Below are 14,350 nucleotides of genomic sequence, written 5' to 3'. Positions count from 1 at the left end.
ATTTCATCTAAAAAATCATTTGTTTTATTCTGTTTTAGTTAGTATATTCGTTGCTATAAAAAGAGCGATGTGGATATACTGATTAAACGATTCCTGGATTATCTCCGGTATGAGCGGAATTATTCTTCCTATACCGTGGAAGCATATGGCGAAGATCTCCATCAATTTGAAGATTACATAACAAGGAATGTCGAAGGGGCATCGGAGGATTCCGGGGGGCATCCGATCGATATTCATCGCATAGACGCCGATATCGTCCGGAATTGGATCGTCTATCTGCTGGAGCAGAAGATCTTGCCGGTATCGGTAAACCGGAAGCTTAGTTCTTTGAAGTCATTTTTTAAATTTCTGATGAAGCAAGAGCTTCTGACAATAAATCCCATGCGGTTGGTCACGGGGCCGAAAACCGGGAAACCTCTGCCTTCCTTTGTAAAGGAAAAGGAGATGGACTTTGTGTTGGATGAAGAAGATTACAACACGGATTTCATTGGAATGAGAGATCGGTTGATTCTGGAAGTCTTTTACGAAACCGGAATCCGGCGATCGGAACTCGTCGGGATAAAAGACGCTGATATCGATTGGGACGCCTGGTTGCTGAAAGTCACGGGTAAACGTAACAAACAGCGGCTCATACCTTTCGGCGAAAGATTGGACCGGTTGATGAAGTCTTATATAGAGATCCGGAATAAAGAAGCAGGCAGTGCCGACGGATGGTTTTTTGTCCGTAAAAACGGCGAACAATTGTCCACAGGTATTGTTTATAATATAGTAAAGGATCGCTTATCCGCTATTCCGACGTTGGCTAAGCGAAGCCCTCACATATTACGGCATTCATTTGCGACAAGCATGTTAAATAATGGAGCGGAGTTGGCTGCAGTCAAGGAATTACTCGGGCATAGCAGTTTGTCTTCCACCTCTATTTATACGCATACAACCTTTGAAGAATTAAAAAAAGTGTATCATGCTCATCCCAGAGCACTAAAAAAGGAGGTTTTTATGGATATAAGAATTCAAGCAATTCATTTTGTTGCATCAGCGAACCTGGAAGCTTTCATTCAGAAGAAAGTATCTAAGCTTGAACAGTATTATGACGGCATCTTATTGGCTGAAGTAACATTGAAAGTGATAAAGCCCGAAACGGCTCAGAACAAGCAAGTCGGGATCCGGTTAAAAATTAAGAACGGAGACTGTTTTGCGGAGAAAGTCAGTGACTCTTTCGAGTCGGCCATAGATGATGCGGTCGAAGCTTTGGAGAAGCAATTGATCAAGTTTAAAGAAAAAATAAGAGCCAAATAAAAAAGATAGACTTTAAATTTGGTATATAAGAAATAATCCCTAAATTTGCAGCCGTTTCGCCCTAATGACGAGGCGGCTTCTTTTAAGGGGGGTATGCCTCTTTAGCTCAGTTGGCCAGAGCACGTGATTTGTAATCTCGGGGTCGTTGGTTCGAATCCGACAAGAGGCTCTGAAAAGGGGGAATGAATTTGTTAATCATGGGGGCAGTTACCAGAGTGGCCAAATGGGGCTGACTGTAACTCAGCTGGCTTTCGCCTTCGGTGGTTCGAATCCATCACTGCCCACTTGAAGAAATTGCGGAAGTAGCTCAGTTGATAGAGCATTAGCCTTCCAAGCTGAGGGTCGCGGGTTTGAGTCCCGTCTTCCGCTCAATTGCCTGTGTAGCTCAGCGGTAGAGCACTTCCTTGGTAAGGAAGAGGTCCCGAGTTCAAGTCTCGGCACCGGCTCGGAGTATTGGAGATTAATTTTTTTAAGAATAGATCGTTAAATAAATAAAGACAATTAAGTTATGGCAAAAGAACATTTCAACAGAACGAAGCCGCATGTAAATATTGGTACTATCGGCCACGTTGACCATGGTAAAACTACCTTGACGGCAGCTATTACGACTGTATTGGCAAAGAAAGGTTTTTCTGAAGTACGCTCATTCGATTCTATCGACAACGCTCCTGAAGAAAAAGAAAGAGGTATTACAATCAATACTTCTCACGTAGAATATGAAACAGCAAACCGTCACTATGCACACGTTGACTGCCCGGGACACGCCGACTATGTAAAGAACATGGTAACCGGTGCTGCCCAGATGGATGGAGCTATCATCGTAGTAGCCGCTACGGACGGTCCGATGCCTCAGACACGTGAACATATTCTTTTGGCTCGTCAGGTAAACGTTCCCCGTTTGGTTGTATTTATGAATAAATGCGACATTGTAGACGACGAAGAAATGTTGGAACTTGTTGAAATGGAAATGAGAGAATTGCTTTCATTCTATAATTTCGATGGCGATAATACTCCGATCATCCGCGGATCCGCTTTAGGCGCATTGAACGGCGACCCGAAATGGGAAGAGAAAATTGTTGAATTGATGGATGCGGTAGATACTTGGATTCCGCTGCCTCCGCGCGATATCGACAAACCTTTCCTTATGCCTGTTGAAGATGTATTCTCGATCACAGGTCGTGGTACGGTTGCTACAGGGCGTATCGAAGCAGGTGTGATCAAAACAGGTGAAGAAGTTGAAATCATAGGTTTAGGTGCAGACGGAAAGAAATCGGTTGTAACGGGTGTGGAAATGTTCCGCAAGATACTTGATGAAGGTCAAGCCGGTGATAACGTTGGTTTGTTGCTTCGTGGTATCGATAAAAACGAAATCAAACGTGGTATGGTGCTTTGCCACCCGGGACAGGTTAAACCTCACTCTAAATTCAAGGCTGAAGTTTATATCCTGAAGAAAGAAGAAGGTGGTCGTCATACTCCGTTCCACAACAAATATCGTCCTCAGTTCTATATCCGTACGTTGGATGTAACGGGTGAAATTACCTTGCCGGAAGGCGTTGAAATGGTAATGCCCGGTGACAACTTGACAATCGACGTGGAATTGATCTACCCGGTAGCTTGTAGTGTAGGTTTACGTTTCGCTATCCGCGAAGGCGGCCGTACTGTTGGTGCAGGACAGATTACAGAACTGGAAAATTAATTTATAACAAATAGAACAGGTTCGGAAGAATACTCCGGCCTGTTTATTTACGGAAGTAGCTCAGTTGGTAGAGCACTGGTCTCCAAAACCAGGTGTCGGGAGTTCGAGCCTCTCCTTCCGTGCTAATATCTATAGATAATGAAAAAGATACTTACATATTTCAAGGAATCATATAACGAGCTTGTATATAAAGTTTCTTGGCCTACAAGAACAGAGTTATCCAATAGTGCTGTGGTCGTCCTGTCTGCTTCCCTGGTAATTGCAGCATTTATCTTTGTGATAGACTTCGGGTTTGAAGGGTTGATGCGTTTTGTTTACGAACGAATTTTATAATCAGAGCGACTATGTCTGATGATCAAAAGAAATTCTATGTTCTCCGTGCTATAAGCGGAAAAGAGAATAAAGTTCGTGAATATCTCGAAGCCGAAATTAAAAATACGGATTTGGGAGAATACGTTTCACAAGTTTTAATTCCCACGGAAAAAACTTTTACGGTGCGTAATGGTAAGAAAGTGATGAAAGAAAGAGCTTACTTGCCGGGTTACGTATTGGTGGAAGCTAATTTGGTTGGAGAGGTTGTGCATCGTTTACGCGAAATTCCCAATGTAATCGGATTTCTGGGTGGATTAGACAATCCGAGCCCGTTGCGCCCTTCGGAAGTGAATCGTATTTTAGGTACGGTCGACGAACTGCAGGAACAACAAGAAGATATGGATATCCAATACTATGTGGGTGAAAACGTAAAGGTAATTTACGGTCCTTTCAACGGTTTCTCCGGAGTAATCGAAGAAGTCAACGCCGAGAAAAAGAAACTGAAAGTGATGGTCAAAATCTTCGGACGCAAGACCCCGCTGGAGTTAGGTTATATGCAAGTTGAGAAAGAATAGGGTGGTTGTTACGGATTACACCATTCTTTCCGTGTTTTATTTATATCTCTAAAATTTAGAAAAATGGCTAAAGAAGTTGCTGGACAAATTAAATTGCAGATAAAAGGAGGAGCAGCAAACCCTTCTCCCCCAGTAGGACCTGCTTTAGGTTCTAAGGGTGTTAATATTATGGAGTTTTGCAAGCAATTTAACGCCAAGACTCAAGACAAGGCTGGAAAAGTCTTACCTGTGATCATTACTTACTATTCAGATAAGTCTTTCGATTTTGTCGTTAAAACCCCTCCGGTTGCCATCCAATTGTTGGAAGCAGCCAAAGTAAAGGGTGGTTCCGCAGAGCCGAATCGTAAAAAGGTAGCTGAAATAACCTGGGATACGGTAAAGGCGATAGCAGAAGACAAGATTGTCGATTTGAACTGCTTCACTGTCGAAGCGGCCATGAAAATGGTTGCCGGTACGGCAAGAAGCATGGGTATTACTGTCAAAGGGGCATTCCCGGGAAATAATTAATAAACTTCAATTGAAAAATGAGTAAACTTACAAAAAATCAGAAGTTGGCTTTGGGCAAGATTGAAGCTGGGAAATTCTATTCATTAAAAGAAGCGGCCGGTTTGGTTAAAGAAATTACTACAACCAAGTTCGATGCTTCCGTAGATGTGGATGTCCGTTTGGGAGTCGATCCCCGTAAGGCCAATCAAATGGTAAGAGGCGTGGTTTCACTGCCTCATGGAACAGGAAAACAAGTGAGAGTACTTGCGTTATGTACACCGGATAAGGAAGCCGAAGCAACGGAAGCAGGAGCTGATTATGTGGGCCTGGACGAATATATCGAAAAAATAAAAGGCGGTTGGACCGATGTTGATGTCATCATCACGCAGCCTTCGGTAATGGGTAAAATCGGTGTTTTAGGACGTGTTTTAGGCCCGAGGGGCTTAATGCCGAATCCGAAGAGCGGTACGGTTACCAATGAAATCGGAAACGCCGTGAAAGAAGTAAAACAAGGAAAGATTGATTTTAAAGTCGATAAGTCCGGTATTGTACATACCTCTATTGGAAAAGTTTCTTTTAACGCAGATCAGATCCGTGACAATGCGAAGGAATTCATTTCAATGCTGTTGAAATTGAAGCCTACTTCGGCAAAAGGAGCCTATATTAAAAGCATTTATCTTTCAAGTACAATGAGTGCGGGTATTAAGATTGACCCTAAATCAGTTGAAGAAATTTAAAAAATCGAAACAATGAGAAAGGAAGATAAAAGCATAATCATAGGAGAACTGACAGAAAAGATTCAGAAATATTCAAATTTCTATCTGACGGATATCGAAGCATTGAATGCAGAGAAAACCAGTCGGTTGAGAAGAGAATGCTTCAAGAACGATATTAAGTTGGTTCTGGTAAAGAATACCTTGTTGATCAAAGCGTTGGAAAACGTAGAAGGCGATTTTTCCGCTTTATATGACGTTGTGAAAGGAAATACGGCAGTCATGTTTTGTGACGTGGCTAATGTTCCTGCCCGCCTGATCAAGGATTTTACAAAAGCAACCAAAGGAGAGGGTAAACCCCAGTTGAAAGCCGCTTATGTACAGGAAAGCTTTTACATTGGTGCTGAGAACCTGGAGGCTCTCGTAAATATCAAGAGTAAGAACGAACTGATTGGCGATGTGATCGCTTTGTTGCAATCACCGGCCAAGAATGTTATTTCGGCTCTCCAGTCCTCAGGACAAACAATTCACGGAGTATTGACTACTCTGGCAGAAAGATAATTTATAATATTCGATAAATAAACATTTAATACATACAAAAAATGGCAGATTTGAAAGCTTTTGCAGAACAATTAGTAAACTTAACCGTAAAAGAAGTTAGCGAGTTGGCTACGATCCTTAAAGAAGAATATGGTATCGAACCTGCTGCTGCAGCTGTAGCTGTTGCTGCTCCTGCTGCTGGTGGTGCTGAAGCGGTTGAAGAAAAAAGTGCTTTTGACGTTGTTTTGAAAGCAGCCGGCGCTAATAAATTGGCAATCGTTAAATTAGTAAAGGAATTAACAGGCCTTGGATTGAAAGAAGCTAAAGATTTAGTGGATAGCGCTCCCAGCAATATTAAAGAAGGCATTGCAAAAGCAGATGCTGAAGCATTAAAGAAAAGTCTGGAAGAAGCCGGAGCTGAAGTTGAGCTTAAATAGTACTTATAGCCTGGTAACCAGGTGTTTTGGTTAAGAGTCTTCGTCTTAAGAAGATTCTTAACCTTTTTGTGTCTAATATTTTAAAAAGTTCAATTAATTCCCTATTAAATGTCTTCAACAGCTGAAAACCAAAGAATTAATTTTGCTTCGGTCAAGAATTTTCTCCCCTATCCGGACTTTCTCGAAGTACAATTGAAATCCTTTCAAGACTTTCTTCAACTTGACACACCTCCCGAAAAAAGAAAAAAAGAGGGTTTGTATAAAGTATTTGCTGAAAATTTTCCGATAGCAGATACGCGTAATAATTTTGTGTTGGAGTTTTTGGATTATTATGTAGATCCTCCCCGTTACACGATCGATGAATGTATTGCCCGTGGTTTGACTTACAGTGTTCCCTTGAAGGCAAAACTGAAGCTTTATTGTACGGATCCTGACCACGAAGATTTCGATACGGTTATTCAGGATGTCTATCTTGGACCGATCCCGTATATGACGGAAAGAGGTACATTCGTGATTAACGGGGCTGAGCGTGTGGTTGTATCTCAATTGCACCGATCTCCCGGCGTGTTCTTCGGACAGAGTATCCATGCCAATGGTACGAAATTATATTCTGCCCGTATTATTCCTTTTAAAGGATCTTGGATCGAATTTGCAACGGACATCAATAATGTCATGTATGCTTATATCGATCGTAAAAAGAAATTACCGGTAACTACGCTCCTTCGTGCAATCGGTTATGAGAGTGACAAAGATATTTTGGAGATATTCAATCTTGCAGAAGAAGTAAAGGTTACAAAATCGAACTTAAAAAAATTAATTGGTCGGAAGTTGGCTGCTCGTGTCTTAAAGACATGGGTTGAGGATTTTGTGGATGAAGATACAGGTGAGGTCGTTTCCATTGAACGGAATGACGTTATTATTGATCGCGAGTCCATTCTGGATGCCGATAACATAGAGGCTATCGTCGAATCCGGAACGCAGTCTATTTTGTTGCATCGTGAAGATTTGAATCTTTCCGATTATGCAATTATCTATAATACTTTGCAGAAAGATCCGAGTAATTCGGAAAAAGAGGCCGTACTGTATATTTATCGTCAGCTGAGAAATGCCGAACCGGCAGATGACACTAGCGCACGTGAAGTCATAAACAACTTGTTTTTCTCTGAAAAGCGGTATGACTTGGGAGAAGTAGGACGGTACAGGATCAATAAAAAACTGAATTTGTCTACCAGTGAGGACGTAAAAGTCCTTACAAAGGAAGATATTATTGAAATCATCAAGTATTTGATTGAATTGATCAATTCAAAGGCTGTTGTTGATGATATCGACCATTTAAGCAACCGGCGCGTGAGAACGGTCGGTGAACAATTATACAATCAATTCGGTATCGGATTGGCTCGTATGTCGCGTACGGTTCGTGAAAGAATGAACGTTCGGGATAATGAAGTCTTTACACCGATCGATTTGATTAATGCCAAGACGATTTCGTCTGTCGTAAATTCGTTCTTCGGAACCAACGCCTTGTCGCAGTTTATGGATCAGACGAATCCGTTGGCCGAGATTACCCACAAACGTCGTTTGTCTGCCTTAGGCCCCGGCGGTTTGTCGAGAGAACGTGCCGGCTTCGAAGTCCGTGACGTGCATTATACGCATTACGGCCGGCTTTGTCCGATCGAAACGCCGGAAGGCCCGAATATTGGTTTGATCTCTTCTCTTTGCGTTTATGCAAAAATCAGTGATCTGGGATTCATTACAACTCCCTACCGGACGGTAAAGGATGGTAAAGTCGATTTCTCGGATAGCGGATTGAAATATTATACCGCCGAAGAGGAGGAGGAGATGACTATTGCCCAGGGAAATGCGCCGTTGGACAATGCAGGCAAATTTATTGATGATAAGATTAAATCAAGATTTGAGGCAGATTTCCCGGTTGTCAGTCCCGATGAAGTGGATTTAATGGATGTGTCCCCGACGCAGATTGCTTCAATAGCGGCTTCCCTCATTCCGTTCCTGGAACATGATGACGCCAACCGCGCATTGATGGGATCGAACATGATGCGCCAGGCTGTTCCTTTGATCCGCACAGACGCTCCGATTGTGGGAACGGGTATTGAAGGGCAAGTTGCCCAAGACTCCCGGACACAGATTGTTGCAGAAGGAGAAGGCGAAATTGTCTATGTGGATGCAACATGCATCAAGATAAAATACGATCGGACGGAAGAAGAAGAATTCGTTAGTTTTGATGATTCCATTAAAACCTATGTGATACCTAAATGGCGTAAGACCAATCAGAGTACGACCGTCGACCTGCGTCCGATTTGCGAAGTCGGGCAGATCGTCAAAGCCGGTGATATTCTGACGGAAGGATATTCTACCCAGAAAGGGGAACTCGCTTTGGGCCGCAATGTAAAGGTGGCCTATATGCCGTGGAAAGGATACAATTACGAAGATGCCATTGTGTTGAACGAACGTATGGTTCGTGAAGACTTCTTTACTTCCGTACATGTTGATGAATATATTCTGGAAGTGCGCGAAACGAAACGCGGAATGGAGGAATTGACTTCCGATATTCCTAACGTAAGCGAAGATGCAACCCGGAATCTGGATGAAAGGGGAATCGTTCGTGTAGGAGCGCGGATTGAACCCGGAGATATCCTTATTGGGAAGATTACTCCGAAGGGAGAATCCGACCCTTCGCCGGAGGAAAAGCTTTTGCGGGCTATTTTCGGCGACAAGGCCGGTGATGTAAAAGATGCTTCATTGAAAGCGACTCCTTCTTTGAGAGGAGTTGTCATAGATACTGCTTTATTCTCTAAAACGATTAAAAAGCGCAAATCCAGATTGACGGATAAGGCGATCCTTCCGAAGTTGGATGAAGAGTATGAAGTGAAGATGGCCGAATTGAAGAATGTCTTGGTTGAAAAATTACTGGCGCTCACGAATGGCAAGACCTCGCAGGGCGTAAAGGATTATTTGAATACCGACATCATTGCCAGAGGGGCTAAATTTTCACGGAAAGCTTTGGAAGAATTGGATTATAACGCTGTCCAAGTCAGCAAATGGACCACAGATGACCATAAGAACGACTTGATCAAACAGGTTATATTGAATTATCTGAAGAAGTATAAGGAACTGGATGCCGAGTTAAGGCGTAAAAAATTCGATATCACTATCGGAGATGAATTACCTACCGGTATCGTTCAGATAGCGAAAGTTTATATAGCCAAGAAACGTAAGATTCAGGTAGGGGATAAAATGGCCGGACGCCACGGAAACAAAGGTATTGTTTCCAAAATCGTGCGTCAGGAAGATATGCCTTTCCTTGCAGATGGAACGCCGGTCGATCTTTGTTTGAATCCGCTGGGTGTGCCTTCGCGTATGAACTTGGGACAGATTTTTGAAGCTGTTCTCGGATGGGCAGGTCAGAAGCTGAATGTCAAATTCGCGACGCCTATTTTTAACGGAGCTTCTTTGGAAGACCTGGATTCATGGATGGATAAAGCCGGTTTGCCTCGTTATGGAAAGACATACTTATATGACGGTGGAACCGGAGAAAGATTTGACCAGCCGGCTACGGTGGGTGTAACCTATTTCTTGAAATTAGGGCATATGGTTGATGATAAGATGCACGCCCGTTCGATCGGACCGTATTCTTTGATTACCCAGCAGCCATTAGGGGGTAAAGCCCAGTTTGGTGGACAACGTTTCGGAGAAATGGAAGTTTGGGCGCTGGAAGCATTCGGCGCAGCACATATTTTGCAGGAGATTCTAACCATTAAATCCGATGATGTCGTAGGCCGTTCGAAAGCTTATGAAGCCATTGTAAAAGGAGATCCGATGCCGCAACCCGGCATACCGGAATCTTTGAACGTATTGCTTCATGAATTGAGAGGTCTCTGCCTAAGTTTCACATTGGATTAATAATTTAAGATTATACGGATGGACGAGTTTTCTTATCTGTTTAATAGATTGATAACTCTTTATAACTAAAGAATATGGCTTTTAGAAAAGAAAATAAGATAAAGAGTAACTTTACAAAAATTACGATTGGTTTAGCTTCGCCGGAAGAAATACTTGAAAATTCAAGCGGTGAAGTGCTTAAACCGGAGACGATCAATTATCGTACTTACAAACCCGAACGGGACGGTCTCTTCTGCGAACGTATTTTTGGCCCTGTCAAGGACTATGAATGCCATTGCGGTAAATACAAACGTATCCGGTATAAGGGCATTGTTTGCGATCGTTGCGGTGTGGAAGTTACGGAGAAAAAAGTTCGTCGTGAACGTATGGGGCACATTCATCTGGTTGTTCCTGTAGCTCATATCTGGTATTTCCGTTCACTTCCGAATAAGATCGGCTATTTGTTGGGATTACCGACGAAGAAGCTCGATTCGATCATCTATTACGAGCGCTACGTGGTTATCCAACCGGGTAGTGTTGATTCCGTCGCTGAAATGGACCTTCTTTCCGAAGAAGAATATCTTCAGATACTGGATAATCTGCCGAAAGAGAATCAACTGTTGGAAGATACGGATCCGAACAAATTCATTGCCAAAATCGGAGCGGAAGCTGTTTATGATTTGTTGGCGCGTTTGGATCTGGATGGTCTTTCATATGAATTGCGCCATCGTGCTATGACAGATACTTCACAGCAGAGAAAGACCGAAGCCTTGAAGCGCTTGCAGGTTGTAGAATCTTTCCGCGCATCCAAAGGGCGTAATAAACCGGAATGGATGATCGTTAAGGTCGTTCCTGTAATTCCACCGGAATTGCGGCCGCTGGTCCCATTGGATGGAGGCCGTTTCGCCACTTCCGACTTAAATGATCTGTATCGCCGGGTGATTATCCGTAATAATCGTTTGAAACGATTGATCGATATCAAGGCGCCGGAAGTTATCCTGCGTAATGAGAAACGTATGCTACAAGAGGCTGTCGACTCATTATTCGATAACTCACGCAAATCGAGCGCTGTTAAGACGGATGCCAATCGCCCGTTGAAATCCCTTTCCGACAGTTTGAAAGGAAAACAAGGCCGTTTCCGCCAAAATCTATTGGGTAAACGTGTCGATTATTCCGCCCGTTCTGTTATTGTGGTCGGTCCCGAATTAAAGATGCATGAGTGCGGATTGCCGAAAGGAATGGCTGCCGAACTTTACAAACCGTTTATTATCCGTAAGCTGATTGAACGTGGAATCGTCAAAACGGTTAAGTCGGCTAAGAAAATTGTCGATCGTAAGGAACCGGTTGTTTGGGATATCCTGGAATATGTAATGAAAGGCCATCCGGTCTTATTGAACCGCGCCCCGACATTGCACCGTTTAGGTATCCAGGCGTTTCAGCCGAAATTAATCGAAGGGAAAGCTATTCAATTGCACCCATTGGCTTGTACGGCCTTTAATGCGGACTTTGATGGTGACCAGATGGCTGTGCATTTACCTTTAGGAAACGATGCAATTCTGGAAGCCCAGATGCTGATGCTTGCTTCGCATAATATATTAAACCCGGCGAATGGCGCTCCTATTACAGTGCCTTCTCAGGATATGGTCTTAGGTCTATACTACATAACCAAACTTCGCCCGGACACATTAGGACAAGGTTTGGTCTTTTACGGACCGGAAGAAGCAACCATTGCCTACAATGAAAAAAGAGTCGATATCCATGCTCCGATCAAGGTTTATGTAAACGACTTGGATGAAGAAGGCAAAATAGGCAAGAAAATGCTTGAAACCTCTGTCGGCCGTCTGATGGTAAACGAAGTGGTACCGGAAGAGGTTGGTTATATCAATGAAGTGTTGGGAAAGAAAGCGCTTCGCGATATTATCGGTACGGTGATCAAGACTTGCGGAGTGGCCCGCACGGCCCAATTCCTGGATGATATTAAGAACCTTGGGTATTACATGGCCTTTAAGGGAGGTTTGTCTTTCAACTTGGCAGACGTTCTTATTCCAAAGGAAAAAGATGATTTGGTAAAAGAAGGGTATGATGAAGTCGAGCAGATTTTGGCGAATTACAGCATGGGATTCATTACCTATAACGAACGTTACAATCAGATCATCGATACTTGGACGCATGTCAACAGCAGGCTTTCCAATATTTTGATGAAGCAATTGAGCGAAGACAATGCGGGATTCAATTCCGTCTATATGATGATGGATTCCGGAGCCCGTGGTTCGAAAGAACAGATTCGCCAGTTGTCCGGTATGCGTGGTTTGATGGCCAAACCTCAAAAAAGTGGAGCAGAAGGGGGTCAGATTATTGAGAATCCGATTCTATCCAACTTTAAAGAAGGATTGTCTGTACTTGAATACTTTATTTCAACGCACGGTGCCCGTAAAGGTTTGGCGGATACCGCTCTTAAGACAGCCGATGCGGGGTATTTGACGCGTCGTCTGGTTGATGTCTCACATGATGTTATCATTAATGAAGAAGACTGCGGTACACTTCGAGGCCTGTTATGTACGGAATTAAAGAACAATGAAGAGGTAATTGCTTCTTTGTATGAACGAATATTAGGACGTGTATCGGTACATGATATAATACATCCGACGACCGGAGAACTCATTGTTGCTTCGGGCGAAGAAATAAGGGAAGATGCGGCTAAGATTATTCAAAACTCTCCGATTGAGAGCGTAGAAATTCGTTCCGTTTTGACTTGTGAATCCAAGAAAGGCGTTTGTGCAAAGTGTTACGGTCGTAACCTTGCAACGGGCCGTATGGTTCAAAAAGGAGAAGTAGTAGGAGTTATTGCTGCACAATCCATTGGAGAGCCGGGAACCCAGTTGACATTGCGTACATTCCACGTCGGAGGTATCGCTTCCAACATCGCTACGGAAAACAGTTTGGTTTCCAAATATGACGGTGTGCTGGAAATAGATGAATTGCGTACGGTTGACGTTACCGACGAAACAACTAAAAAGAAATATGCCGTTGTGGTAAGCCGTTTGGCCGAAATGCGTATCGTCGATCCGAATACGAAGATCGTTTTGCATACGCATAACATCCCGTACGGTTCCAAGTTGTTCATGGCTAGCGGAAGCGCCATTAAGAAGGGTGATGTAATCCTCGAGTGGGACCCGTTTAATGCTGTTATCGTTTCGGAAGTAACCGGTAAGATCGAATTCGAGAATTTGATTGAAAACATCACTTACAAGGTTGAAAACGACGAAACGACCGGATTGAAGGAGAAGATTATCATCGAATCGAAAGACAAGACGAAAGCTCCTTCCGCCCATATTGTCGATGAGAAAGGCAATTATTTGAAGAATTATTCTTTGCCTCTGGGTGCACACGTCATCAAGGACAATAAAGATCTGATTAAAGCAGGTGAAGTTTTGGTTAAGATACCGCGTGCGGTAGGTAAAGCCGGTGATATCACGGGTGGTCTTCCGCGTGTAACGGAACTTTTCGAGGCTCGTAACCCGTCCAATCCTGCCGTTGTTTCCGAAATCGACGGGGAAGTCCAATTCGGAAAGATCAAGCGCGGAAATCGTGAGTTGACCGTTACTTCGAAATTAGGCGAGGTGAAGAAATACATGGTACCGTTGTCCAAACAATTATTGGTACAGGAGAACGACTATGTACGCGCCGGTATGCCTTTATCGGACGGAGCTATTACGCCGGCCGACATCCTGGCTATCAAGGGGCCTACGGCTGTACAAGAATACATTGTAAACGAAGTACAGGATGTATACCGCCTACAGGGTGTGAAGATCAATGACAAGCACTTTGAAGTGATCGTCCGTCAGATGATGCGTAAAGTGGAAGTATTGGATCCGGGAGATACTCGTTTTCTGGAGCAACAGGTTGTTGATAAATTGGAAGTAATGGAGGAGAATGATCGTGTATGGGGCAAGAAAGTAGTTGTCGATGCCGGTGATTCCCAGACGTTGAAGGCCGGCCAAATCGTGACTGCCCGTAAACTGCGCGATGAAAACAGTATGTTGAAACGCCGTGACCTGAAATTGGTGGAAGTCCGTGATGCTATTCCTGCAACCACGAACCAGATCCTTCAGGGTATTACCCGTGCTGCTTTACAGACAACCAGCTTCATGTCGGCCGCTTCTTTCCAGGAAACAACCAAAGTCTTAAACGAAGCTGCCATCAATGGAAAAGTAGACCGTCTGGAAGGTCTGAAAGAGAATGTTATTTGCGGACATTTGATCCCGGCCGGTACCGGACAACGCGAATTCGATCGCCTGATCGTCGGAGCGAAAGAAGATTTCGACCGTATCATTGCCAATCGTAAAAATGTAGTTGATTTTAATACGGCAGATAATGAGTCCGGATATTAAGATT

10 protein-coding genes, 5 tRNA genes and 1 pseudogene are annotated in these 14,350 nt (G+C 43.5%); all 16 read left to right on the top strand.

Annotated features, from left to right (window positions below):
- Positions 1 to 75 precede the first annotated feature (75 nt).
- A pseudogene (locus BQ8014_RS12545) lies at positions 76 to 987 on the top strand (tyrosine-type recombinase/integrase); the annotation flags it as partial.
- A 9-nt stretch (positions 988 to 996) separates the two neighbouring features.
- Positions 997 to 1,296: a ribosome hibernation-promoting factor, HPF/YfiA family gene (gene hpf / locus BQ8014_RS20065; RefSeq protein WP_139785124.1), complete on the top strand. Its 300-nt coding sequence runs from the start codon at positions 997 to 999 to the stop codon at positions 1,294 to 1,296.
- Between the two features lie 95 nt (positions 1,297 to 1,391).
- A tRNA-Thr gene (locus tag BQ8014_RS12540) sits at positions 1,392 to 1,465 on the top strand.
- A gap of 32 nt (positions 1,466 to 1,497) precedes the next feature.
- A tRNA-Tyr gene (locus tag BQ8014_RS12535) sits at positions 1,498 to 1,580 on the top strand.
- Between the two features lie 12 nt (positions 1,581 to 1,592).
- Positions 1,593 to 1,665 (top strand) — tRNA-Gly (locus BQ8014_RS12530).
- A gap of 5 nt (positions 1,666 to 1,670) precedes the next feature.
- Positions 1,671 to 1,742 (top strand) — tRNA-Thr (locus BQ8014_RS12525).
- Between the two features lie 62 nt (positions 1,743 to 1,804).
- Positions 1,805 to 2,992 carry an elongation factor Tu gene (gene tuf / locus BQ8014_RS12520; protein WP_080904645.1) on the top strand — a complete coding sequence of 396 codons (1,188 nt, stop codon included), beginning with the start codon at positions 1,805 to 1,807 and terminating at the stop codon, positions 2,990 to 2,992.
- Between the two features lie 49 nt (positions 2,993 to 3,041).
- Positions 3,042 to 3,114: transfer RNA gene (locus tag BQ8014_RS12515), tRNA-Trp, on the top strand.
- A gap of 16 nt (positions 3,115 to 3,130) precedes the next feature.
- A complete protein-coding gene (secE, locus tag BQ8014_RS12510; RefSeq protein ID WP_080904644.1) occupies positions 3,131 to 3,325 on the top strand; it encodes a preprotein translocase subunit SecE in 195 nt (64 codons plus the stop codon).
- Positions 3,326 to 3,336: 11 nt separating this feature from the next.
- The gene (gene nusG, locus BQ8014_RS12505; RefSeq protein ID WP_080904643.1) at positions 3,337 to 3,879 is read left to right on the top strand and encodes a transcription termination/antitermination protein NusG; all 543 of its coding nucleotides are present in this window, start codon (positions 3,337 to 3,339) and stop codon (positions 3,877 to 3,879) included.
- Positions 3,880 to 3,942: 63 nt separating this feature from the next.
- Positions 3,943 to 4,386, top strand: a complete 444-nt coding sequence (rplK, locus tag BQ8014_RS12500; protein WP_080904642.1) for a 50S ribosomal protein L11 — start codon at positions 3,943 to 3,945, stop codon at positions 4,384 to 4,386.
- A 17-nt stretch (positions 4,387 to 4,403) separates the two neighbouring features.
- A complete protein-coding gene (gene rplA, locus BQ8014_RS12495; protein WP_080904641.1) occupies positions 4,404 to 5,102 on the top strand; it encodes a 50S ribosomal protein L1 in 699 nt (232 codons plus the stop codon).
- Positions 5,103 to 5,114: 12 nt separating this feature from the next.
- Positions 5,115 to 5,639: a 50S ribosomal protein L10 gene (gene rplJ, locus BQ8014_RS12490; RefSeq protein ID WP_080904640.1), complete on the top strand. Its 525-nt coding sequence runs from the start codon at positions 5,115 to 5,117 to the stop codon at positions 5,637 to 5,639.
- 41 nt (positions 5,640 to 5,680) lie between these two features.
- On the top strand, positions 5,681 to 6,055 hold the full coding sequence (gene rplL, locus BQ8014_RS12485) for a 50S ribosomal protein L7/L12 (protein WP_080904639.1): 375 nt from the start codon (positions 5,681 to 5,683) through the stop codon (positions 6,053 to 6,055).
- Between the two features lie 108 nt (positions 6,056 to 6,163).
- On the top strand, positions 6,164 to 9,976 hold the full coding sequence (rpoB, locus tag BQ8014_RS12480) for a DNA-directed RNA polymerase subunit beta (protein ID WP_080904638.1): 3,813 nt from the start codon (positions 6,164 to 6,166) through the stop codon (positions 9,974 to 9,976).
- A 74-nt stretch (positions 9,977 to 10,050) separates the two neighbouring features.
- A complete protein-coding gene (gene rpoC / locus BQ8014_RS12475; protein WP_080904637.1) occupies positions 10,051 to 14,346 on the top strand; it encodes a DNA-directed RNA polymerase subunit beta' in 4,296 nt (1,431 codons plus the stop codon).
- Positions 14,347 to 14,350 lie beyond the last annotated feature (4 nt).

The sequence above is a fragment of the Parabacteroides sp. Marseille-P3160 genome, from assembly GCF_900162725.1.
Lineage (GTDB): Bacteria > Bacteroidota > Bacteroidia > Bacteroidales > Tannerellaceae > Marseille-P3160.
This window is presented reverse-complemented; position numbering and strand designations above follow the sequence as displayed.

Coding starts and splice junctions, on each gene's coding strand:
- hpf (WP_139785124.1), top strand. CDS start 997: ATGGATATAAGAATTCAAGCAATTCATTTTGTTGCATCAGCGAACCTG.
- tuf (WP_080904645.1), top strand. CDS start 1,805: ATGGCAAAAGAACATTTCAACAGAACGAAGCCGCATGTAAATATTGGT.
- secE (WP_080904644.1), top strand. CDS start 3,131: ATGAAAAAGATACTTACATATTTCAAGGAATCATATAACGAGCTTGTA.
- nusG (WP_080904643.1), top strand. CDS start 3,337: ATGTCTGATGATCAAAAGAAATTCTATGTTCTCCGTGCTATAAGCGGA.
- rplK (WP_080904642.1), top strand. CDS start 3,943: ATGGCTAAAGAAGTTGCTGGACAAATTAAATTGCAGATAAAAGGAGGA.
- rplA (WP_080904641.1), top strand. CDS start 4,404: ATGAGTAAACTTACAAAAAATCAGAAGTTGGCTTTGGGCAAGATTGAA.
- rplJ (WP_080904640.1), top strand. CDS start 5,115: ATGAGAAAGGAAGATAAAAGCATAATCATAGGAGAACTGACAGAAAAG.
- rplL (WP_080904639.1), top strand. CDS start 5,681: ATGGCAGATTTGAAAGCTTTTGCAGAACAATTAGTAAACTTAACCGTA.
- rpoB (WP_080904638.1), top strand. CDS start 6,164: ATGTCTTCAACAGCTGAAAACCAAAGAATTAATTTTGCTTCGGTCAAG.
- rpoC (WP_080904637.1), top strand. CDS start 10,051: ATGGCTTTTAGAAAAGAAAATAAGATAAAGAGTAACTTTACAAAAATT.